The following is a 22,882-nucleotide window of genomic DNA, read 5'->3' on the forward strand; positions in this document are numbered from 1 at the left end:
ATATAAGAAAAACTCGTGGGCTTGGCCGCTCATCCATTAAAATAAAAACCGAAATGCAGCCAAATATAGCTTCATTCCGGTTTCCGTTGCAATACTCTTTTTATATATGCTGCTGACAAAAAAAGCATTCCGCTTAGCAGGGTAATAGATGCAAAGAGAAGAGCTCCGTTGTAATTCCCTGTTCTTGTCGTTAGCACGCCAGCTATTATAGGTCCCATAATTTGCCCAATTCCATAGGAAACTGTTAAATAACCAATAATTTTACTGCTGTGTTGCGGGAAAATATTCCGCGCTTCCGATATCGTTAACATGGTGATGCCCATAAATGTCGCTCCAAATAAAAGAGCACCCGTTAACACTCCTACTGTACTCGGAAATATGACAGGTAATATAACCCCAATCATTTGGGCAACGTAAGCGGCATACAATGCTACTATATTGCTGTATTTTTTGGCAATGACTGCCCATATCCAACAGGAAGGCGCAGCAGCTACGCCTACAAAAGCCCAGCTCAGAGCGGAAAGAGTACCTAAACCAGGAATTCCCTCTACCATAGCTACCAAAAATGTACCGCTCACAATATAGCCCATTCCTTCGCACCCGTATGAGGCAATCAGCCCTATCAACAAGCCCTTTTTTCCTGTAGAACCATCAATCCGCGTCGCTAACTGCTCCGTTCTCACTAAACTAGGAACTTCCCGCATAAATACCACCGGAAAAATACCAATGAACATCGCTATAAAACCCAAACCTACCCAGGTCCATTCCCATCCCCAAAAATCATTTAGAATTGGTACAATCAATCCGGTTAAAAAAATACCGATTCCTACACCGCTATAAAAAAAACCTGACCACATTGTACGGCCTCGTTGCTCTAAAGAATCCAAAACAATACTAGCGACAAACACAAATACAACTCCACTGCTAAAGCCGGATATCAATCGTAAACCAGACCAATACATGAAGTTCTCTGTTGTTCCCATAAGAATTGTCGTCAAGATGCTTATAAGTAAATATACCTTTACATAAAACGATTTTCCTTTACGCCACGCAAGCATACTGGCAGACAAAGCACCAAGAAGATATCCTAGGTAATTATATGATGCAAGGTAGCCAGCCATTGCTTCCGAAAAGTGAACGTGACCCTGCATAATAGGTAAAATAGGGGTGTAAGCAAACCTGCCAATCCCCATCGCAACCATAAGCGAAATAATGCCTCCTACAAGGGGGATAATTGGATTCTTTATATGCATTTTATGTCCCATCGATAACCCTCTCCTATGAACATATTCTTTTCATTTATCATAATCGTGGTAAAATCAATAAGTAAAATGATACTTTTTTATGTTTACCATCAAAAAAAGTGATATCAGAGAAAATGAGGGGAACGATATGAATCTTGAAGATCTGTATACTTTTAGCGTAGTTGCCAAAGAACAAAACATTTCAAAAGCGGCTGAGAAATTAAATTTTGTTCAATCCAATATCACCGCAAAAATTCAACGTTTGGAAAAAGAATATCATACGCAGCTCTTTTATCGTCATAGACATGGCGTTTCTCTTACTTCAACCGGTAAGACCCTTCTACACTACACAGAAAAAATATTACAGCTAATGGAGGAATCAAAAAAAGAGATTACCTATCCGAAATTCCCATCTGGAACACTTACAATTGGGGCTATGGAAACCACTGCCGCTGTAAGGTTACCTCCACTTCTTTCCGCTTATCATAAGAAATATCCTGAGGTAGATTTGGTTTTACAAACAGATAGTACAGATCAACTTATAAAAAAAGTGATAAACCGTGAAATCGAAGGTGCGTTTATTGCTGGTGAGATAAACCATCCAGCATTGGATGGAATAGACGTCTTCGAAGAAGAATTAGTCATCATATGCAACAGTAATCACCCATCAAATATAGAAGACACAAACTATTTGAGGAAACAAAATATTATCGTTTTTAAATCAGGATGCTTTTATCGAAAAGTATTGGAAGACTGGCTACGTTCCAAAGGAATCATTCCTGAAAAAATGATGGAGCTAAATACACTGGAAGGAATAGCGGGGTGTGTCAGGGCAGGTTTAGGCATATCTATGCTAACAAAATCAGTAGTAGACGAACGTAATCAGAACAAAGAACTGGTACAATATCCTTTGCCTCATAAGAAAGGGATAGTAACAACAAGGTATGTTTATCATAAAGACAGCGTAAAGACACCTGCGTTTCATGAGTTTGTTCATATGCTTACATCAGAAAAATGCAATGCTGGTTAATTTTTTACAGTTTAAAAAAGGCATTCTGAACAAATCGAATGCCTTTTTTCTTAAGCTAAATTTTTATTCAATCAGTTTACAATCGATTGTGTAATTTTCCTTTTCCATCTGCTTTACGGAGAGGGCACAGATTACGGTCCGCGCCCTAGCACATATACCTCGCACACGGCTGGAAGCTTAGCAGCTGTGGAGTTATTGGGCTTCCTGTTCGCAAACGACTATGTCATTCTGCAATATACCATTCCATTCCAGAACGGTCAGAATCAATGCTTTCGTAACCTCATATATGGATTCAATCTCTACATACTCGTCCGGTCCATGTAAATTAGCACCATATGGGCCATAAATCACCGCAGGAATTCCTTTTCCTGCATAGAAAGCAGCATCGCACACAGCCACAAATCCTTCATATGTCGGAGACCCCCCCAACCGTCGTTGACTCGTTGCTAGGGCAAAGACCAATGGATGATCTACCGGTGTATTGACTGGTGGAAAATCGACACCTCGCACGCCCCACTCTATTTGTGGAGGATGCTGCTGTAACCAGCGATCCGTAGCAGAGACGCTATGGACGGCGGCCTCAAATTCTTTTTTAATGTCTTCTGTTGTCTCTGTGGGTAAATATTTAATATCAAATTCCATGGCACAATAATCGGGAACAATCGCAGGATTCGTTATAGTTTCAGGACGTCCGTCTTTCTCTCCAGAACCGGCCAGCATAATGCCCGGATTAATCGTAGTAATCCCTGGCGGAAGCAGAGGATGCGACTTACTCAATCCCCAATCTTTTTCTAACGCTAAAACCACCTGCATGATTTTCAACGATTTTTCAATTACGTTGACTCCTGTTTGTTCATAACCGGGATAAATATGACTGTATCGCCATCCGGTATGTGCTGAAGCTCCTTTGACGATGACGCGCGCCCACTGCAATCCCCCTTCTACAGGATTGATCTTTTCATTGGTCGGTTCTGTTACAATAACGCCATTCCCTACATAGCCCCGCTCAAGTACAGAACGTGTACCTGCACCTCCGCTTTCTTCGTCAATCACAATATGAAGCTGAAGATCCGAAGACAGTTCGATACCCATATCAAGCATAAATTTAGCCGCCATCATATTGCTTACAACACCGGCTTTCATATCACATGATCCCCGCCCATACAACTTTCCATCGTGAATCTCTCCTGCCCAAGGATCAAAATTCCATTCGGACACACTTCCTACCGGTACAACATCCACATGTCCGTTCAAAATAAAGGAAGCTTTTTCTTTCTTCCCCTCTACAGTTGCAACGACATTCGGTTGATTTTCGTAGACATCCCATTTATCTACGGTAAGTCCCCACGATACCAACTGTTCTTCAATAAAGTTCTGCAGCTGAGCGCTCTCGCTTTTGCTCGGAGTGTCCATAAAGTTGGGGTTTATACTTTTGAAACGAACCATTTCTTGCAGCAAGCCTATCATAAATCCCCGATTCTGCTCTACCCACTCATTCACACGCGCTGTCCAGTTTGTTTTCATCCTTATGGACCTCCTTTAAAACATATCGCACCGTCCGCTACTTAAAATCGTTGAGAAAAAATACTCCTCTCCCATTCGCTTACCTGCTGACAATACTTGTTCCATTCGGTTCGCTTTACTTTAATAAACTCTTCCCAGATTTCACGACCGATGGTGTCAGCCAAAATCGTGTCTTCACTTAGGCTTTGAACCGCTTCATCCAATGTACGCGGACCCCATTGTACGCCTTTTTCGAACATACTGGCTTCACTTAACGTACTTGCATCCACATCGAGCGGCTCTCCTGGATGAATACGGTTGCGAATGCCATCTAACCCAGCTGCCAGCAAGCAGGCAGAGAGAAGATACGGATTACATGTGCCATCCGCACCACGGAACTCAAACCTTCGTTCCCGCCGCTTTTCTGGAATTCGTACCAGCACAGAACGATTTGCAGAGCCATAGCAAATATGGGCAGGTGCCCAAGTACCCGGTTGCATTCGTTTATATGAATTTATGCTCGGGGCTCCAATCGCAATAAGAGAGCGTCCGTGTTTAAGTAGACCACCAATAAAGTAATAAGCTTCCTCTGATAAATCTAAACCTCGGGCATCGGCAACATCTTTAAATAAATTTTCTCCCGCTTTGTTGTACAGACTGATATGCACGTGTAACCCGCTTCCTGACAGATGTTGAAATGGCTTCGGCATCAGTGTCCCAATCATGTCATGCTTACGTGCGATTTGTTTAAACAAGTGCATAAACGTAACTTGATCGTCCGTTGCTTTTAGACACTGGTCATAACGCAGATTAACCTCTACTTGACCAGGTCCATATTCACTTGAAATCTGTTCAGTTTTTATCCCCATCTTTTCTAGCGAATACACAAACTCTTGAATGAAGTTCTCCTGAATATCAACACCATCAGTAGAAAAGCAATGGCTAGTATCTGCCGGTACCAATTGCCCGTTCTCTTCTTTGAGCAAGTACGCTTCCTGTTCATAGGCCATGTAGATGTTACCGTTCACAAGAGCTTCGACTTCTTGCAGAATTCGTTTTAGCGCATTTCGAGGACATCCAGGCCATGGATCACCATTAATATCTACCAAATCACACAACATACGCGCTGTATTTTTACGATAAGGAATAATGGCAAAAGTAGAAGGATCCGGAACCGCAAAGAAATCTCCATCATTTGCGCCATACATAGGATTAGGAATATACTCGTCAAACATATCAAAGCTCATAATCGCCGTACTGAAATTAATACCTTGCTCCATGGCACTTGCCACATTCTCTTTGCGAATGGTTCGGCTTCGCGTAACCCCCGTATAATCCAAAAATTCAATACGCACAAATTCAATTTGATGTTCTTCCATGAGTTGCAAGACTTGAGCTTTGGTATATGTCATGTAATCTCTACTCCTTCTGTTAACCAATCAAAGGCAAATTGTGTTAAGATTTTTGCACCTACTGGCAGAATCGCTTCGTCAAATTGGAATTTTGGATGGTGCAAGTCATACGTGTTTGTATCTTCTTTGCGAATACCTAAACGAAAGTAAGCACCAGCAACTTCTTGGGCAAAGTACCCGAAGTCATCAGCTCCCATGGAAGGAGACTTTAAAGTATAAACAGCATCTGTCCCTATCATTTTGCGTATGCTTTGTGCGAGCACATTGCATACATGCTCATCGTTGACAACCGGGGGAATACCATCAGCATACTGAATCGAAACTTTCCCTCCAAAGCTTTCCACTACATGTGTCACAAAAGTAAAAAAGTCTTGTTTTACCTGCTCCCGTAAATGTTGCGTAGTCGTCCGAATGGTTCCTTCTAGTCTTGCTTGATCTGCAACAATATTATTTGCAGTACCCGCCTGTATCCTGCCAACATGCATAACAACAGGCTCAACAGGATCACACCGTTTGGTTGCCAGAAATTGCAAAGCCCGAACGACTTCGGCTGCAATCGCGATCGCATCTACCGCTTGATGAGGACGGGCTCCGTGCCCGCTCTTTCCATGAACAGTCATTACAAAATCATCACAGGAAGCTGTCATGGCTTCTGATTTAATACCGACTGTACCGAATGGAAGATACGGCCACAGATGCAGAGCTACCACCGTGTCGATATTCGGATTTCGCAACACCCCTTGTTCAATCATTTGTTTGGCAGCACCATCTGCTTCCTCCCCCGGTTGAAAAATACAACGTACCATTCCGCTAAGCTGAGAACGATGTTTCCAAAGGTGATATACGGCACCCAATAAAATGGTCGTATGTCCATCATGGCCACACGCATGCATAATTCCTGGTTGCCTGGAAGCAAACGGAAGGGCTGTTTCCTCTTGAATCGGAAGAGCATCAATGTCCGCCCGTAAGGCCAGATGCAGACCCTTACCACTCTCTCCGTAAATATCTACAATAACCCCTGTAGCTCCAAACTGTTTATAGGGTATCTCCCAAGCTTTCAATTGCTCTATAATATAGGCACAGGTTCGATGTTCTTGAAAAGATAGCTCGGGAAACTGGTGCAAATGCCTTCGAATTCTATATAACTGCTCTGTCATGTTGTTTTCCCATTGCCACATGTTCTCACCCTTTCTCTACTTCACGTTTGTCTGCGCGTCACTTGATTCATAAGGATGTTTATACCGATCTGCCTTATTAAACTTCTTAAACAATACATACAAAATGCCCATCCAAATCATTCCCCGCACAATCGTCATGGGCGAACCGATGAAATTTCCAAAGAACACAATGCCAATCCCGATAAATCCAAGAATCGGAAATAATGGATACAACGGCTGCTTCCATGGCAATGCACTTACTTCCTCTTTTGCTTTCTTGCGATAAAGAATAGCCGCAATGAGCGCCAGTGTCCATGACACCATCCAAGCAAGGACGAGCTGCATGGAAAGCTCCACATACAAAAAGTCTGGATTAAAATGACCGAGAAGAACCAATCCTACGGAACACGCCCAAATAAAGAGAATGCCATATACAGGGGTCTTAGTTCTCGGATGTAAGTAGCCGAAAAAAGCAGGCAAAAATCCTTCTCTCGCTTGAACAAAGAAAATACGAGAAGCAGCATACAAGGTTCCCATTAGAATACAGGTTGCTGCTGCAATCCAGGCCGCTACGTTCATAAACAAAGCTCCGGCCCATCCAAAAACTTGACCCGCTGCTTCGGTAAAGGGGGAGCTCTCCATCGTGAATTGATTCCACGGGATAATCCCCTGTAAAACGATTTGAGCAAACGTATATAAAAGTAAAAAGGTAATACTGGACCAAATGAGAGCACGAGGTAAATCACGTGGATTGCGGCACTCTCCTCCAGCCGTTGTTAAAGTCACCGCTCCTAAGTAAGCGTATGTTCCAAGCGGGATAGCGGCCCAGAATCCACTCACTCCATGCGGAAACATAGGGGAGAAATGCTCCAAATTGACATCCTTGATACCGATAAGCGCAAAAGCTACCATAACGAGAGTAAGTATTAATACTAGGTAAAGTTGTGTCCGAGCAGCAATTTCTGTACCAACAATATTTAGCAGAGCAAACAAACTAATGAAAAAGACGCCAAATACCGTAGGCCACCACGCACCTGTTAACTGGGGGAAAAACCATTGAGTAATCGTACCAAGTGCAATACCAACACTGCCACCGGCAATTACCCATCCAATGGCAAAGGTAAAGCCGGCAAGAAATCCCCACCATTTACCCATAAACCGTTCCACCCATACGGACATTGCACCTGCATTCGGCATACCAACAGCCATTTCAGCTAGTGCAATCATAAGACAAAACTGGGATAGCCCGGCGATAAGATACGCAAATATAGCACTTGGTCCCGCAGTTGCGATACCTTGTCCCATCAGAAGAAAAATTCCGTCTCCAATCACGGCTCCCACACCTAAAGCCCAAATATGCCAAAAGCCAAGCTTTTTAGGCATGAGCTCTATATTACTGTCTTGCTTCATACAGATGCTCCCTGTACGTATTTTCAAAATTTTGATGCAGCACAAGTTCGGCAATGTGCAGCGCCACTTCTTCATTCATATAATCTTTTTGAATCCAGCTCATTAGTACCCGCTCTAGACATTCTTTAAAAAGGTGGACTCCTAGCCAATTCATTTCAGGAATAGTAAACGCATCTGAACCATACATCACTTTATGGAACGGCGCCATTTCAAATACTTGTGAGATAATTCGCTCCACTCCATGACCAGCAAACGGGGTTTGTAATGAAATGTCCATATAAACATTAGGTAAGATACTGACAATAAAAGCCGCTTCCTCCATCCAGGGATAGCCACCATGAACCAGATGAACTTTGGTGTCTCGATACCTTTTGTCCCGTAACATATCCAGAAGAAAGGACGGGCTCGCTTTTGGTAATACGACTTCTCCATCGCCAACACCTGTATGGATATGCATGAATTTATTGGCTTCTGTACACACTTCCATAGCAATGTGGAGACAATAATCACGCAACGCCTTTACGCTAGCTCGTTCATTTTCTCGAAACTCAGGGTACTGATCAGCGGCTGCTCTTTCGTCTTTCGGCGCAATCTCCAGACCGCTTCGGTATGCAATGATTGTCTTTAATCCGAGAATATGTCTTTGCTGAAGAGCCTGTTGCAAATCGGCTCGATATTGCTCAGCAAAGGTGAAAAAATCGGCCGTCTCTTTACTGAGCCGTACCATGACAGACTCGATTCGATACACTTCCCATGATGCTATACCGCTAAGATTGTCATATGTCTCTTTCGGTATCTGTGGTGTGGGGTATCCAAAATCCAATACCAAACCTCTCAAATTCGCGTCTTGAAATAGTGCTCGTGTATATTTGGAAAAATCTCTTGCTCTTTCATTTCGAATTTCTACTACCTCTTCTAGAACAGGACGACAGGAAAAATACCGAGCTAAACGCTGAAGTGTAATTTGCATATACATGTTCGATCCTGGAAAAATCAACTGCTGCTCCTGCTGCTTCTGAAACATTTCTGGGATAACCGACAGCGACAGCTTTCTCATAAATTCATCTGCTGTAAACGGCTGTGTATTGGGTACATACGGATGCGCATGCACGTCAACGACGTGTATGTTTTGTAATTGCTGCTTCATAAGTAAACCCTCCTTTATCTGCTTTGCCAATGATAAAAGCAACAAGCATGCCAACCCTAAAGTCAATAAAATTGCCTTTTTCCCCCCTTCAATTCCGAAAAAAATCTTTCGGGGAAAAAATTTTTTCGAAAGATTTTTTTCTGCCAATTTTAAATATTTGCTTTTTTAAAATTAAAACTGTATAGTAATGATAAAATTTTGTACAAAGCAGTAAAAAAAGCGAAAAATTCTTTTCTTTTAGGAAGTGATTTTGCGATGGAATCTTCTCTTTCTTTAACAACCATCTGGAATTTTTGTTCAGAAGCTATGATCCTAACAAATGAGTCCGGGGAAGCTTTTGCGCTAAACCGCGCAGCTATGCGCTTATTTTCATTTACATCGGGCAGCATGGAGAGCGTGTCAATCTTTGAACTTATTCCTGATCCTTCTTTTTCAAAACACTTTAAACCTCGTCAGCCAACGACCGGGATTTCTCTTCTCTTAGGAACACAAGAGTTAAACATCAGCGTTGTCCCTTTCTCTGTCTCATCCGCTTCTTACTTCCTGGTCATTATTAAAAATATTACCGAACAGCAAAATTTAAAGTACCAACTCCAATCTGCCAAAGAGACGATCCGATTTTGTGAGATGATTTTCGATGAGATGAGCGAAGGAGTATGCGCTATTGATACGCAAGGAAAGATTCAATTTTATAATAAGAAGATGGGGACATTGGACTTACGAGAACCGCAGGCCGTAAAAGGAAAGCGGATATTTGAAGCCTGGCCAAATATTACAGAAGAGACAAGTACGCTGTTTACCTCTCTTCGCCTAGCAAAGTCGCTAAGCCAAAGGGAAGTTCATTTTACAAATACAGGGAAAGCAATCACTACAGTGGCTCGTACCATCCCACTCAAAGTTGACGGAAAAAACATAGGTGCTGTGCAGATTTCCTCCGACATTACGGAGAAAAAGCATCTAACGGAAATGATTCGTCAACTGCAAACACAGGGAGAGACAGTCCCAACCAATCAAAACGAAGATAAACGAAAAAAAATTAACAACCACACCCGCTTTCAATTTCAAGATATCGTTTGCTCTAGTCGTGAGATGAGAAAAACAATAGAACACTCTTATCGTGCTGCACGCTCTTCTTCTAATGTTCTTATCACGGGGGAAACAGGAACAGGAAAAGAATTATTTGCACAAAGCATTCATAACGAAAGCAAAAGAAGGGACAAGCCTTTCATCGCACAGAATTGCGCTGCGCTACCAGAAAATCTATTAGAAAGTTTACTTTTTGGAACCACAGCTGGAAGTTTTACTGGTGCAGTAGATCGAGAAGGATTATTTGAACAAGCACAAAGAGGTACCCTTCTCCTTGATGAGATTAACTCTATGAGCCTAAACTTACAAGCAAAGCTGTTACGTGCCTTACAAGAAAAAAAGATTCAGCGATTAGGCTCTTCTCGTGTAATAGACGTAGATGTACAAATTATCGCTACAATAAATGAGGAACCATTAAAAGCGATCGAGGAAAAACGATTACGGGAAGATTTATTCTATCGTCTAGGTGTCGTACATATTTCTATCCCACCCTTACGTCAGCGAAAAGAAGATATTTTAGTGTTAATCGATCATTTTATTCAGAAGCATACAAAGAAACTAGGTGTTCATGTAAAGGGAATGGACCCGGATATCCAGAAATTTTTTCTAGATTATCAATGGCCGGGAAATGTGCGGCAGCTAGAACATGCCATTGAAGGGTGTCTAAATCTTATTTATGATGAAGAAATTATCACCTTTGAGCATCTCCCGCCAACATTTAGGGATAAAATGTTGGAGTTGCTCGCAGAACCCATCTCTCCTTCTCCAGAAGGTTTTTCATATGTTCCTCAATGGGAAGGAACCCTGGCTGAACAATTAGAGAAAATAGAAGTGCTTCTCATCGAAAAAGCATTGCAAGAAGCAAACGGAAATATCACAAAAGCTGGGGGCAAACTAGGGATATCACGTCAAAACTTAAACTACAAACTTAAGAAGTACCAAATCTCTTTTTAAAAATGCAATAAATTTAAAAGCAATATTCAATATTTTTACGATTCACACGCCCTCGCAAACCCATATCTTACGATAAATAAAAAGAATCCATTTTGAAAAAAGATTGATCAAAATGGATTCTTATCCAAAGGATACCGTTAAACAGCATCCATTTCATGTATTATGCTTCGCCCTTGTTTTTTTCGCTTCTTTCGATTTTTCCTCCAGATATCCACACCCTCAAAAATGGAATAAAGAACAGGAACAAGAACCAAGGTTATTATTGTATGGAAAATCAATCCTGAAATCACAATGGTAGCAATCGGCGCTTCTAACGCTCCCCCCTCTGACATTGCTAGTGCAAGGGGAAGCATCCCCAGAATAGCGGTAAGCTTTGTCATTAAAATCGGCCGTACACGGTTCCGCACCGCTTCTAGTATCGCAGGCTGCAATTCTATCTTGTCACGGTTACGTAGTAGATTAATTCGATCAATAAGAAGAATGGCGTTAGAAACCACAATACCAATCAGCATAATAACGCCTACATAGCCTAATTCATTGAGCGGTCGTTGTGTAATTACAAGTCCTACTACTACACCGACAATTGCCATAGGAAGCGATAGCATAATAATAAACGGATGACTAAGTCGATTAAATTGCGCAACCATAATCAAATAAATCATCCCGATAACAGTCAGGAGGGCCATAAAAGCACTCTGAGCATTTTCGCCTTGTTGTTTTAAGGTCCCTGCCATTTCAATGCTATATCCTGTCGGCACAGAAATTCCTTCCAATTTTTTCGTTACTTCTCTGCTCACCGTTCCCGGATCAGAGCCAATAATCTCGGCATGTATATTAGCAACGCGTTCGCCATCTTTATGAGCAATACTCTTTAGGGATTTACTGTATTTCCAATCTATCAAATGAGTGAGTGGTACATTCACTCCTTCCGGTGTCGTAATGTTAATTTGTCGCAGTTGTTCCGGATGCTTCATTAAATTCTCCGGGTATCTGGCAACGACATCAAGCTCCAGCGATTCAAGTGTAAAGCTTGTGATGGACTCTTCATTCACAAAGCCCTCAATTTGTGTCATCAGACTTTGTTGGGTAATCCCCAGCTGGTTCATAATGTCCTGACGCGGAGTAAGAATAACTTTTTCTTCTCCAGCACTAAAATCGCTGCGTGCATTTTTTACGCCTGGTATGGTGGCAAGCATTTCTTCCGTTTTTTCGGAAAGCTGGTGCAGTACTTCATTATCTTTTCCTTTAACTTCNNNTTATTCATATAGGATTTCTTCTTTCGGCCGCTTCCGCTCTTTTATCTCGATCAGATTCATATCGATTCCTAATGACTGTTTATCTGTCGTAATATACAGGTCTTTAATTTCCGGAATTTTTTTAAAGTCCCGCTCGATTTGCAGTGTTTTAGAAAGTGCACTCTCCAGCGTCTCCCCGCTTTGTAGCTTTACACTGGCATATACATGATTTTCATCTATATCATTTATAGAACTCATCTGCACCATCGGGGAAATCATAAGTGCCCCGGCAAATAAACAACCCGCTAGAATCATTGTAATGATGCGATGGCGTAAAGCCAGGGCGGTAAGATTAACAAAGAAATTTGTTACTCCCGAAGCACGGCCCTCTGCTTCCTGGTGCATCTGTTTATCTTTTTGTAGAAAACTGTTGGAGAAAACGGGAACAAATAGAAGCGCTGCAACGGTAGACGCAAGAATCGCCACCGTGATCGTAAAAGCAATGGTCATCATAATCGGTTTAAACCCGGTTCCACCTAGATTAGACAGCACTAATGGAACAAATACAACAATAATGGTTAGCTGGGACGTCAGAACCGGTGTCATAACTTCCTTTACTCCCTGCTTAATCGCATCGCGTAACGTATGGCCCTTCTCCCGTAAATGATAAATGCTTTCCAGAACAACAATAGCAGCATCAACAATCAGCCCTGTTGATAAACTTAAAGAGATCAGGGTAACCATATCAATATTATAGCCACCGAATTTCATACCGATGAACGTCATCATAATAGAAACAGGAAGTGTTGTTGAAATGACAAGGGTAACGCGCCAATTTCGCAGGAAAATAAGTAGAATGATAATAGCAAGAAGTCCACCCAAAGTCAGGTCACGGCTCAAATTGTTAATAGACGGTTTGATATAGCTTGCAAAGTCTACAGATACCGTCATCTTATACTTGCCGTTGGATTCCTTGTTTATTTTTTCAATTTCTTCTTTTACTTTATCAGACGTACGAATAATGTCGCTGCCCTCTGTCTTTGTGAGGAATAGCTGGACATAGTCTTCTCCGTTATAGCGAAAAATCGCATCCTTCTTCTTCCCACGCATATCTTCAGTAACAGCCAAGTTGGATAACGGGACATTCCCTACAGGGGTTTTAATAAATACGGAATTAATCTGCTCTACTGTCTTGTATGCGTTATCTACCTCAACAACGGTATTAAAGCTCCGGTTTTTCAATGTCCCAATTGCCTGTTTTACATTGGATTCCTGCAGTTGATCGACAATGTCTTTTGGTGTCATCTTGTAGGCAGCCAATTGATCCGGTTTAAAGGTAACTTGAATTTTGTTAGCCACATTCGTATTGGATACTTCTACCTTTTTGACGCCCTCAATAGCCTCTAATCGACTGGTAAAATCCGTCTTTGAAAGATTATAAAGAACCGGAAGCTCTTTCCCTGAAAGAGCAAGGCTCATTAGTACTTCAGTCGCCTGATTTCCCTCCTGCACAACAGTTACCGTCTTCACGGTTTTTGGGAAAGTGTTGCGTAGCCGATTGACCGCAGCTTCAATATCCTGTTTAACCTGTTCGCCTTTTCCGTCCTCTGCCTCAACTCTAACCTGGGCGTTTCCAGGTGTTGTTGTTGATTGATAGTTTTTAATATTAGAGAGCGAATGAATCTCTTTTTCTACCGGATTTGTTACTTTATCTTCCATTTCCTCGGCAGGGATAGAAGCGCCAGAGACATTGACTGTAATCCATGGATAATTTCGCTTTGGCATAAGTTCGCGCTTAAATGTAAAAATAGAAGCAATTCCTGCAAAAAGAATAAAAAATGTTAACAAATAAACAATAAGCTTATGTTGTAAGCAAAATTCAATAAATCGCCCCACCTCTATCCCTCCTTCGGTGTTACTTTTTCGCCTTCAAGAAGGAAGGAAATACCTGAAGTAACCACACTGTCCCCCGGATGAACACCGGAAAGAACTTCAATCTTATCATCGATAATTTGACCTATTTCTACCGTTCTTTTCTTTATCATTCCATTTTCAACTACAAGTACATAGCGGCCCTTTTCTCCCACCCCGATGCATTCCAGGGGAAGAATAGTACTTGTTGCCAGTTTACGTGGCATCTGTACACTTGCAATCATACCGCCTTGCCATTTCTCTGGGGAATGAGGAACCGTAATTTCCACCTTATATTTTCCGTTTTTTGCATCTATCAGGGGAGAAACATACGTAACCGATCCCGCTGTCTTCTCTCCCCCTTCATTTATCACTGTCATGCTCTTTCCTTTCGTAAATTGCTGTATTAGTGCAGACTCTACTTCTATGCTGACTTTTACTCCTGACAAATCAACGATTGTAGCAACGGAACTTCCTTGTGAAACGACATCGCCAGGATGAGAACTTACATCGGTAATAATCCCGTCAAATGGGGCAATTAACCTGGAATCCTGAATTTCCTTATTGGCTTTCACAATTCCATTTTGAGCTGTAGCAACTTCCGTAGTTATACTAGCGAGCCTATCCGCATTATCTTTGTCCGCCTGAATGGCTTTCTCTCTCTGACGAAGCGTTAATTGTTTTTGCTCCTGCAAGCGTTTTTTCTGCTGTTTCAATGCTTCTAACTCGGTTTGTTCACTTTTTAACGACAATTGAGCTCTGTCTACTTTTGTTCTTACCCCATCTATATCAGCTTTCGATATAGCCCCATTAGAAAATAAAACTTCTTTTCTCTGGAGATCTGTTTTATCCTGTTCCAGCGTTTTCATCTGGTCCTGAATTTTAATTTCTTGTTTTTTTATTGAATCTTCTGTATCAGCAATCGAATCTTCAGTTTGCTGAATTGTACTATCATATGTATCTGCTACCTTGCTATCGCCACGTAAAATTTTGGCACGTTTTGCCTGCGCCTCATTGATTTGCGTCTGAGATAAAGCAATGGTACTTTGATTTCCAGAGGTGTCAAGTGTACCTAGAATCNATGGTACTTTCCAGAGGTGTCAAGTGTACCTAGAATCTGGCCGGCTTTTACCTTCATTCCTTTTTTAACGGACAGGGTTACGATTTTTCCAGACGTTCCGAACGCCAGTTGATTCTCCTGCTTTGCTTCTACAACCCCCGCTTTAGTCATGATAGAAGACTGTTCTTGCTCCTTCACTTTAATAATATTTACTACTTTTGTTTTTTTTGTCTCTTCCGACACTTTAGATGATGCCGGGGTGCTACAGCCAGAAATTATGAGTAGAGCTGTAACGACCACTGGTATGACTAATGATCTTTTCACACTATTCCTCCTGTTCTCCTACCATTAACATGAAATAGAAAACAAAGTTGTATCTATTTACCATTTCATAACTATTCCTTATACTATTGCATTACATGATGATCAGAAACTACCCTATGACTGATTTCCCATCCGTCTCAAGACTGACCGGAAACCCAAGTATGAGGTAGATAGATGTATACAGAGGGCCCTAGCATTTCCGAGTCGATTGGCTTTTTGATGGCTGTCGAGCTCGTATCTAACTACATCTATGACTATAACTGCCACCGCTACCAGTAGACATTAGAAAAGCTGACTCCTGTTGAATACAGGAATCAGCTTTTAGTAGCCTAGCCATCACTTTTTTTAAACAGTCTATTATTCAGGTTACAGTTCAAGTATAAGGAAAATCGGCTATTTTTATGCGGAAGTTTGGTTATTGTATATTTTCTATGTTTTTTGGAGGGAGCTTTTTCTTAGCTTGACGGTGATGGGCTATAACCCCATATACTACATCTTGTGCTGATTTCCATTTCACAAAAAAGATTGATCAAAGCCGAGTTCAGTTGGCTCATTTTGAGCAATCTTTTTTAATGGCCAATGCCTAATTTTCATCACGCATTAAAAGTCGTAACGTTTCTTTCAGCCCTGTTTTAAAGGGGGTCACTGGAATTGGCCCAATACATCTCTCATATTTTTCCCCACTTAGAACAAATCCTTCTTTTGTAAGGTACATAATTTCAACAACTTCCCTCATAAATGGATTAAACAAGCCAATAAAACGAATAGCATTTTTATTTAAAGGAATGACCATCTTTCGATTTCCAGTTACCTCTCGGGCGATCCGAATGATTTCTTTTCCTGAAATCAATCCTGCTCCAGGTATATTCCAATTCTCTCCATAAGCATTGTCTTTTTCCGCTATATTTACAATCATCTTAGCTGCATCTGGTAAATAGACATATTCTCGTGGTGTTTTCAAATTCCCAATAAAAATAGAAGTTTTATAAGAAGCCATCCCTTCCAATGTAGGCTGTAAGTAGGAATTCTGTGAGGTCGCACCATAATAATCGGGTAGCCTAACAATTAATGCTTTTGCATTCTTCCACTTTTTACTGAATATTAAATTCTCAAATTCGACCCTTATTTTCCCCTTTTTCGTATGCGGCTGTTTTGGATGATTTTCATCGCCCTTCGCGACTTGATGTCCGTAAACATAGATTCCATCTACAATAACGATCTTCTTACCTACAATATTCGCGGCTTTCATCACACTTTCACCAAGCAAAAGAAGCTGTTCCTCCATCTCTTGATATTTAACATTGGCACACTGAAATATAACTTCTGCGTCTTTTGCTGCTTCAACAATGGTTCGGTAATCAAATATATCCCCCAGTTTGTATGACAACCGTTGATTAAAATGGTGTTCCTCCATTAATGCTTTCAACTTATTTTCGGAACGCCCAAAAGCAATGACCTTTACACCTCTAGCAAGTAATTCCGAAACAATAACCTGACCGGTTCCACCCGTTGCTCCTAATACGATCGCTTTTTTCATTTTGTAACTCCCCTTTTATTTAGTGATTAATCAATAACAAATAGTGAAATAAAAACCGACGTTAATCGGTCATTAATTTTTTTCCACCATCAATGAGTTCTGGTAAATCTATAAAAAAGGAAATATTGCAGAGTATTCCCCTGGCCAGGAAGGTCGTGACTTCTCTATCAGCATTTGCGATTCCTGCAGATTGGAACCTTTCTAATACATAACTTCTAATTTGTGACAGACCCTTTCTCGTAGAATTTTTTATTGATTCTTCTGTCACCGAAAGTCCTATGACCTGCAACGCAATTTCATTAGCGTGTAATATAGACAACTCTTCATATGCTTCGATCATTTTGGTAACTAATTGTTCGGAACTAGATTCCACATTTTTAAAAGTTTGAAGGATCCTTTCAAATGCCCGATCTAAGGCTGCGACAAACAACTCCTCTTTTGTTTTAAAGAATCTAAAGACATAAGGTTGAGATATGCCGGCTTTTTCTGCAATGAGTGCCGTCGTTGTATTATAGTAACCCCTTTCCGCAAACACTTCTAAGCTCGCCTCGAGAATATCTTCCTTACGGTTTTCCTTTTTCGGTCTAACCATTGTTAAAACTCCTTACTATATTTAGTGATTGATTAATCAATTACATAATAACCAATTTTGATATCTAATGCAAGTGTTCAGATTGCCGTCACTGTCATTTGTGACTACAGTTAAATAATCTCATGTTTATGCCTCCTAATAAAACATGATTAATTTTCAAGGTGTTCCTGTGTGAAAAATTCTCCAAAAGAAATGTCCCTTTATTTCATTTTAAATCGTTATATGTAATACATAAACGTCGGGAGGTGAAACGATGACTCTAATCGAAGAATGGATTTTACAAATCGTTGAAAAAGGAGAGAGTGAAGCATTTACAAAAATCATCGAAGCTTTTCAAAAACCAATCTTTATGTATTGCTACCGTCTGCTGGGAAATCGACAAGAAGCCGAAGATGCAACACAAGATATTTTTTTTAAAGCGTATCAAAAATTAGAACAGTATAAGCCAACCTGCTCATTTTCATCATGGCTTTACAAAATAGCCTACAATCATTGTCTAGACCTAACCAGAAAACGGAAAATCTATCAGAGAATCAAACGTTTATTTACTTTTAATCCTGTAACCGAAAGCATTGAGCAAACGTTCGATAAACAACTATTTAGTGAGTCACTCACCTATGCCCTGTCCAAATTGTCCTTACAGGAACGTAACCTATTGATTTTACGAATATTCGAGGAAAAGACGTTTGAGGAAATAGGGCTCATTTTTGGAAAAAGCACAGCGGCAGTAAAGAAACAATATGAAAGGACTAAAAACAAAGTAAAAAAGCGGATAAATGAAAGTGAGGCGAAAGAACATGAAGAATGTACAACTCTCCCTTGATGAGCAAGAAATTAAAAAACATGAGCTTAATTTTGTACAAGAAAAATTCGATGTGAAAAATCAGGTGATGAAAAAAATTAATCAGGAACGTTATAAAAAGAAACCTGTATGGTATAAAAAAACAGCCCCAATCGCTGTTATAGGTTCACTGTTGCTGCTTACTTCTATTACTGTTTACGCAGGCTCGCAATTCATGGAAATTAAGGATGAAAAAGGCAAGATAGTCATGAAAACTCAAGAAGAAGTAAAATCCAAAAAACAAACAGAAGTATGGGAAGCACAAGATAAAATCTACGACAGTTCGGAAATAATAAAGAAATTAAAACCGGGGGAAGTCGCAGCCGTGTACATTAATGATGAGAAAGCCAACCCGGAGAAGCTTATCAATTTTGTCCATAATGAAGTCAATTATAAAACATACAGTGATTTTTTACGTGAGTTAACAGAAAAAGAAGGTCCTTCTTTAAAACAACCGTCATATTTGCCGGAAGGATATACGTTTGAAAGTGGGGTTGTAATGGCACAAACACCAAATCCATCACCTTCTGCACACGACAAAATGTATGAAAAATTACAAAAAGAAATGAGTCAAGAGGCGGAAAAAAGCGGTGAGAAGCTCATTGTAAAAAATAATATAAACTGGTCAAAATCGAATCGTGTTAGTCTAACATATTCAAAGGGTGAGGAAAATACTTATTTATATTTAGATGCAACCTTAATTTCTGACAATGTAATGCCTGTTGTAGAATATTCAAGAGATCGTACCACTGAGAAAGTAAAAATTGGTCAACATGAAGGTTTTTATACCTACTATCCTTCTCCTGATAATATAAAAGATCATCAACGAACTTGGATTGGCAAACAACTAACGTGGATTGATAAACAAAGAAATATAGTCTATGATGTATATCCATCTGAAAACAGTAAATTAACAAAGGAAGAATTAATTCGTATCGCTGAGAGTATAAAGTAGATAATTCTAAATGTGTAAAACAAAGATCCGGGTGTATACGTAAGTCAGGGTGTGGAAAAGCATAAGATTTCTCTACACCCTGGAAACCTATTAGGGTTTAGTTGACATACCTCTCTTTGAAATTCTTTTAGTAAACAAAAAGTAAATCCTACTTCCTGATTGAAAGTAGGATTTGCCATATTAAAATATTCATTTATGCCATCAACAATTCCTTGAGCAACCCGTTCTTGAAACTCCGGATTAAGCATGGTCATATTTTCGTTATGGTTACTCATAAAACCAACTTCAAGAAGCACTGCTGGCATTTTGGTATCACGCAAAACTACAAGGTTCGGCCTAATTTTTACGCCTCGATTTTTAAATCCAGTCGCTTTAACAAAGTGCTTATGCATCACTTCGGCAAGTTTTTTGTCCTGCTGTGTTCNTTTATCATTTATTTGCCTTTTCCTTAGGCTCTTGTTTTACTTTCTTCCTGATCAGCTCTTCGTCAAGTTCACGTGTTCGTGTCATAGTTACATCATAAGAGGGATTATTTTTAAGTTTACTTTCAACTCTCTCAGCAATCATAAGGGTTAAATCTTTTTCCTTGTTCCCAATCGTTCCGGTTGCCCCATTATCTTTTCCACCATGTCCCGCGTCAATGACAACCTTGAATATATTTTCTTCTATTGGCAACTCTTCTTTTTGAATTGGTTCTTTTTCCGTTTCCTCCAAAGCTGGAAGCGGCTTTGGAGTTGGTTGTATCGTAGGCTCTTGATTAGCTTTTATTTTTATGTAGGAGGCTTTTGCGTATCCAGGNGGTACCATTCGTTTGGAGATTACCTTAACCGATTCTCCTTTTTTCATCCATGCAAGCGCTGCCGACTTTACATCTGGCTTTGCCCTCAAAGCAAGCGAAGTAGTTACATTTACAGTTCCTGTAGTCACCTGTACAGCAGCATAAACATATGTTGTACTTGTCCAGACAAATAAAAAAACACCTATATATACTATTGTTCTAATATATCGCAACTGTTTTCTCCCTGCCTTCATAAATCTTATATCCACAAATTTTCCCATTTCATTTTCTTTAGTCCTACTGATTTTATCTCCATTTCCTTCTGGTTTTTAATTATATGCTGTAATCACAGTTGCAAATATACAAACGCAAGGTTATCAAATTATCACCAACTTATTATCAACTTGTAAAAGTTATATAAATTACACTTGATATTTTGACAGGGGAGTGTGGTGGGAAGGAGGCGGTTCAGAAAAAGAAGAGGTCGGGATGCGCCCTGCGCCCCGGCAGAAAAAAGGCGGACGTATCTTTTTCCGACCGCTCCCGCCCACCGCCCTTCCTTCTTTTCTTACCTTCTACCACAAGAATATGTAAATTTATAAAGTGAGATGTATATAGAAGAGACTTATGGCTGACGATTATTATTTGGGGAGCGATGTTGTTTTCAATCATAATTGGGGGGTATACATTGCTTGCGGGACAATTAGATATTGTTGACATGATTGTAATCTTTTTTCTATCTGTAGCTCTTCCTGTTTTTCTCTTATGGATATGGTTAACTACTTACTACATACTTGATGAGTAGCAAACCTCGTATTAATTACTCCTTCTTTAACTGGTTTTCACTATTCACAAGAGGCTGAACCATACATCAAGAACATTATGGATGCTGCTCCTAATGTAGATAAGATGACTGAGATTTTTCTTAGTACTCCAATCTATCAAGTCGTGACCCATAGTCCACAGAAGGATTTCGCAATCCAAATGCTTCGACACCATTTCCAACGAATGTTAAAGTGGCCTCCATTCAAAACGATATGGCCGCAGCCGCCTGCTATTGACCGATTACAAGAACTGAATTCCAAAACATTATTTATTATTGCTCAAAATGACTCAGCCGATCATTATCTTATTGCAGATCACTTTAGAAAAGTTCCGAAAGTCAAATTTATAGAAATAGCAGATGCCGATCATATTATGGTGACACTGACCCACCCTGAAGAATTATATCGAGAAATTAATGCTTTTATGGAGGAATGAAGTTAAAATGCCGCGAACACCCGAAGAGAATGATCGTATTCGCCAACTCTCCAAAGAAAAAATTCGTACTGCTGCAATGGAGTTATTTATTAAAAAAGGATACTATGCTACTTCTATTAATGATGTAGCTATACAAGCTGGTATTTCTAAAGGCTTGCTATACAATTATTACAAAGGAAAAGAAGAACTGCTTTCTGAAATGGTCGATGCCAGAATCAGGGAAGTGGTTGAAGTAATGGAAGGTACAAGTGTTTTTGAGAAACCTATTGAGCAACTTAGACATATAGTAGAAGGTGCGATCGATAACGTCTCTCAAAGACCGGAAGTATTTCGGTTCTATCTGCACCTGCAAACACAACCGGAAGCAGACGTAGAATTGATTAAATACAGTAAACTGCTTATCGAAGAAAACGCTAGACAGTTCGAGTTACAATGTAAGATATTCGAAAAACTGGGAGTAAAGGAACCGAGAAAACGGTCGTTATACTTTTCATCCGCGCTCCAAGGAATCATGCTGATGATTTCTACCTATCCAAACCAGTTTCCTGTTGAAGAAGTAAAAGCCCAGATGATTCGTGAATTTTGCAACTCATCTACCGCATAAAAGGGCTAGAGAAAATGATCAAACTTTTTTATAAAAGCCAAACTTAAATCTGCTGGTTAAGAATCCATTTTGATCCATCTTTTTTCAAAATGGATTCTTTTTATCTATCGTAAAGATACTCGTCGCCAGTACTGACGTGTTCCTTCGTCACGTACGATGTACCCCAACTTTGCAAGTTCGTTGCGTAAGTCTTTTATGTCTTCAGCTTCTTTCTTTTGTAATGCTTTCTCTCGAGCCCTCATTAAGGCATTGGCAGCTAGTGAAATATCGGGCGTGTCTAATACCCAGCGTATATACTCATCTTTGAATGGGTCTCCCTCTGATGAGAAGGGATAACCGTGCTTCTTGAAAGCCTTGGCTACTTGTATAGCAGATTCATCATTTTTCTCCCGTGCAAGTTCAAACCCTGATATTCCGAGGATTACAAGTTGTTTTCCATCAAAGAACACAGTATCAATATCTTTTAGTGCAATCGTTTGCGTATTCTCATCCTTTTTCAATTGTACTTCTTGATCGGTAATCGTTATGATGAGACTTTCTTTAATTGCTATATAAGCAATCACTAGGCCAGCAATTAAACCAAGAACTGCCATAATGATAGTCAACCAAGGTCCATTAAAAGAATTGATGAGTTTTATAAGTCCTTCAAATGGGAGCCAAGGAAGTGTTACAGCCCATGCCGCTATTCGTGGAAGGAAATAACCTATCACAAGTCCCACTGCTCCAAATACACCATACAGAATGATACCGGTTGTTGCGGAGAGTCCCACGACTGTTTTTTGTTGGTTTAACGATTTAGATGTGTCCATCTACTTTCACCTTTTTGGTTATAGCAGTGGTAG

General features: G+C 40.2%; 20 protein-coding genes and 1 pseudogene. 6 read left to right on the plus strand and 15 right to left on the minus strand.

Features of this window, described 5'->3' with window-relative positions; genetic code table 11:
• Positions 1-71 precede the first annotated feature (71 nt).
• Positions 72-1,265 carry a YbfB/YjiJ family MFS transporter gene (locus AF333_RS20595; protein WP_080787829.1) on the minus strand — a complete coding sequence of 398 codons (1,194 nt, stop codon included), beginning with the start codon at positions 1,263-1,265 and terminating at the stop codon, positions 72-74.
• 127 nt (positions 1,266-1,392) lie between these two features.
• Here AF333_RS20595 and AF333_RS20600 point away from each other — a divergent pair, with 127 nt between their 5' ends.
• Positions 1,393-2,274, plus strand: coding sequence for a LysR family transcriptional regulator (locus AF333_RS20600; protein ID WP_043067044.1), 882 nt, complete (start codon positions 1,393-1,395; stop codon positions 2,272-2,274).
• Positions 2,275-2,466: 192 nt separating this feature from the next.
• Here the strand turns inward: AF333_RS20600 and AF333_RS20605 are convergent, their stop codons facing one another.
• From AF333_RS20605 to AF333_RS20625, 5 genes are read right to left on the minus strand one after another with little or no spacing between them, the layout of a single operon-like run.
• Complete coding sequence (locus tag AF333_RS20605) at positions 2,467-3,798, minus strand: ArgE/DapE family deacylase (protein WP_043067045.1); 1,332 nt, start codon at positions 3,796-3,798, stop codon at positions 2,467-2,469.
• A 41-nt stretch (positions 3,799-3,839) separates the two neighbouring features.
• Positions 3,840-5,189 (minus strand): glutamine synthetase family protein, encoded by a 1,350-nt coding sequence (locus tag AF333_RS20610; RefSeq protein WP_043067046.1) that lies wholly within the window; start codon positions 5,187-5,189, stop codon positions 3,840-3,842.
• On the minus strand, positions 5,186-6,367 hold the full coding sequence (locus AF333_RS20615; RefSeq protein WP_043067047.1) for a M20 metallopeptidase family protein: 1,182 nt from the start codon (positions 6,365-6,367) through the stop codon (positions 5,186-5,188). Before AF333_RS20615 ends, AF333_RS20610 begins: the two co-directional genes overlap by 4 nt.
• Before the next feature lie 15 nt (positions 6,368-6,382).
• A complete protein-coding gene (locus AF333_RS20620; RefSeq protein ID WP_043067048.1) occupies positions 6,383-7,756 on the minus strand; it encodes an APC family permease in 1,374 nt (457 codons plus the stop codon).
• Positions 7,740-8,903 (minus strand): amidohydrolase family protein, encoded by a 1,164-nt coding sequence (locus AF333_RS20625; protein ID WP_043067049.1) that lies wholly within the window; start codon positions 8,901-8,903, stop codon positions 7,740-7,742. Before AF333_RS20625 ends, AF333_RS20620 begins: the two co-directional genes overlap by 17 nt.
• Before the next feature lie 255 nt (positions 8,904-9,158).
• On the opposite strand from AF333_RS20625, the gene AF333_RS20630 reads away from it, so the two are divergent.
• On the plus strand, positions 9,159-10,943 hold the full coding sequence (locus tag AF333_RS20630; RefSeq protein ID WP_052812180.1) for a sigma-54-dependent Fis family transcriptional regulator: 1,785 nt from the start codon (positions 9,159-9,161) through the stop codon (positions 10,941-10,943).
• 137 nt (positions 10,944-11,080) lie between these two features.
• Here the strand turns inward: AF333_RS20630 and AF333_RS35915 are convergent.
• From AF333_RS35915 to AF333_RS20660, 6 genes and pseudogenes are all read right to left on the minus strand, one after another.
• The coding region (locus AF333_RS35915) for an efflux RND transporter permease subunit (RefSeq protein ID WP_235496755.1) at positions 11,081-12,196 on the minus strand (1,116 nt) is incomplete at its 5' end.
• Between the two features lie 3 nt (positions 12,197-12,199).
• On the minus strand, positions 12,200-14,074 hold the full coding sequence (locus AF333_RS35920; protein WP_053432732.1) for an efflux RND transporter permease subunit: 1,875 nt from the start codon (positions 14,072-14,074) through the stop codon (positions 12,200-12,202).
• Between the two features lie 2 nt (positions 14,075-14,076).
• Complete coding sequence (locus AF333_RS37595; RefSeq protein WP_053432733.1) at positions 14,077-14,958, minus strand: efflux RND transporter periplasmic adaptor subunit; 882 nt, start codon at positions 14,956-14,958, stop codon at positions 14,077-14,079.
• A gap of 212 nt (positions 14,959-15,170) precedes the next feature.
• Positions 15,171-15,320: pseudogene (locus AF333_RS37600) on the minus strand (biotin/lipoyl-binding protein); the annotation flags it as partial.
• A 736-nt stretch (positions 15,321-16,056) separates the two neighbouring features.
• Complete coding sequence (locus AF333_RS20655; RefSeq protein ID WP_043065433.1) at positions 16,057-17,010, minus strand: SDR family oxidoreductase; 954 nt, start codon at positions 17,008-17,010, stop codon at positions 16,057-16,059.
• A gap of 61 nt (positions 17,011-17,071) precedes the next feature.
• Positions 17,072-17,602: a TetR/AcrR family transcriptional regulator gene (locus AF333_RS20660; protein WP_043065432.1), complete on the minus strand. Its 531-nt coding sequence runs from the start codon at positions 17,600-17,602 to the stop codon at positions 17,072-17,074.
• Positions 17,603-17,855: 253 nt separating this feature from the next.
• On the opposite strand from AF333_RS20660, the gene AF333_RS20665 reads away from it, so the two are divergent.
• A complete protein-coding gene (locus tag AF333_RS20665) occupies positions 17,856-18,425 on the plus strand; it encodes an RNA polymerase sigma factor (protein WP_043065431.1) in 570 nt (189 codons plus the stop codon).
• The gene (locus AF333_RS20670; protein ID WP_043065430.1) at positions 18,400-19,398 is read left to right on the plus strand and encodes a hypothetical protein; all 999 of its coding nucleotides are present in this window, start codon (positions 18,400-18,402) and stop codon (positions 19,396-19,398) included. The genes AF333_RS20665 and AF333_RS20670 overlap by 26 nt, the downstream gene beginning before the upstream one ends.
• 44 nt (positions 19,399-19,442) lie before the next feature.
• Here the strand turns inward: AF333_RS20670 and AF333_RS37605 are convergent.
• Positions 19,443-19,822 (minus strand): N-acetylmuramoyl-L-alanine amidase family protein (locus AF333_RS37605; RefSeq protein WP_407638658.1); only part of this gene is annotated, 380 nt, incomplete at its 5' end.
• Positions 19,823-19,827: 5 nt separating this feature from the next.
• Positions 19,828-20,196 (minus strand): N-acetylmuramoyl-L-alanine amidase (locus AF333_RS35925; RefSeq protein ID WP_268753630.1); only part of this gene is annotated, 369 nt, incomplete at its 5' end.
• An 862-nt stretch (positions 20,197-21,058) separates the two neighbouring features.
• Between AF333_RS35925 and AF333_RS20685 the strand changes: the two genes are divergently transcribed.
• Both AF333_RS20685 and AF333_RS20690 read left to right on the plus strand, forming a co-directional pair.
• Positions 21,059-21,436, plus strand: coding sequence for an alpha/beta hydrolase (locus AF333_RS20685; protein WP_052811982.1), 378 nt, complete (start codon positions 21,059-21,061; stop codon positions 21,434-21,436).
• Positions 21,437-21,443: 7 nt separating this feature from the next.
• The gene (locus AF333_RS20690; protein ID WP_043065428.1) at positions 21,444-22,040 is read left to right on the plus strand and encodes a TetR/AcrR family transcriptional regulator; all 597 of its coding nucleotides are present in this window, start codon (positions 21,444-21,446) and stop codon (positions 22,038-22,040) included.
• Positions 22,041-22,144: 104 nt separating this feature from the next.
• On the opposite strand, the gene AF333_RS20695 is transcribed toward AF333_RS20690, so the two are convergent.
• Positions 22,145-22,849: a YqeB family protein gene (locus AF333_RS20695; RefSeq protein ID WP_043065427.1), complete on the minus strand. Its 705-nt coding sequence runs from the start codon at positions 22,847-22,849 to the stop codon at positions 22,145-22,147.
• Between the last annotated feature and the right edge of the window lie 33 nt (positions 22,850-22,882).

The sequence above is a fragment of the Aneurinibacillus migulanus genome (assembly GCF_001274715.1).
Classification (GTDB): Bacteria; Bacillota; Bacilli; order Aneurinibacillales; family Aneurinibacillaceae; genus Aneurinibacillus; species Aneurinibacillus migulanus.

Coding starts and splice junctions, on each gene's coding strand:
- AF333_RS20630 (WP_052812180.1), top strand. CDS start 9,159: ATGGAATCTTCTCTTTCTTTAACAACCATCTGGAATTTTTGTTCAGAA.
- AF333_RS20615 (WP_043067047.1), bottom strand. CDS start 6,367: ATGTGGCAATGGGAAAACAACATGACAGAGCAGTTATATAGAATTCGA.
- AF333_RS20620 (WP_043067048.1), bottom strand. CDS start 7,756: ATGAAGCAAGACAGTAATATAGAGCTCATGCCTAAAAAGCTTGGCTTT.
- AF333_RS20610 (WP_043067046.1), bottom strand. CDS start 5,189: ATGACATATACCAAAGCTCAAGTCTTGCAACTCATGGAAGAACATCAA.
- AF333_RS20595 (WP_080787829.1), bottom strand. CDS start 1,265: ATGGGACATAAAATGCATATAAAGAATCCAATTATCCCCCTTGTAGGA.
- AF333_RS20665 (WP_043065431.1), top strand. CDS start 17,856: ATGACTCTAATCGAAGAATGGATTTTACAAATCGTTGAAAAAGGAGAG.
- AF333_RS20690 (WP_043065428.1), top strand. CDS start 21,444: ATGCCGCGAACACCCGAAGAGAATGATCGTATTCGCCAACTCTCCAAA.
- AF333_RS20625 (WP_043067049.1), bottom strand. CDS start 8,903: ATGAAGCAGCAATTACAAAACATACACGTCGTTGACGTGCATGCGCAT.
- AF333_RS20670 (WP_043065430.1), top strand. CDS start 18,400: ATGAAGAATGTACAACTCTCCCTTGATGAGCAAGAAATTAAAAAACAT.
- AF333_RS20605 (WP_043067045.1), bottom strand. CDS start 3,798: ATGAAAACAAACTGGACAGCGCGTGTGAATGAGTGGGTAGAGCAGAAT.
- AF333_RS20655 (WP_043065433.1), bottom strand. CDS start 17,010: ATGAAAAAAGCGATCGTATTAGGAGCAACGGGTGGAACCGGTCAGGTT.
- AF333_RS37595 (WP_053432733.1), bottom strand. CDS start 14,958: ATGAAAACGCTGGAACAGGATAAAACAGATCTCCAGAGAAAAGAAGTT.
- AF333_RS20685 (WP_052811982.1), top strand. CDS start 21,059: ATGGATGCTGCTCCTAATGTAGATAAGATGACTGAGATTTTTCTTAGT.
- AF333_RS20695 (WP_043065427.1), bottom strand. CDS start 22,849: ATGGACACATCTAAATCGTTAAACCAACAAAAAACAGTCGTGGGACTC.
- AF333_RS20660 (WP_043065432.1), bottom strand. CDS start 17,602: ATGGTTAGACCGAAAAAGGAAAACCGTAAGGAAGATATTCTCGAGGCG.
- AF333_RS20600 (WP_043067044.1), top strand. CDS start 1,393: ATGAATCTTGAAGATCTGTATACTTTTAGCGTAGTTGCCAAAGAACAA.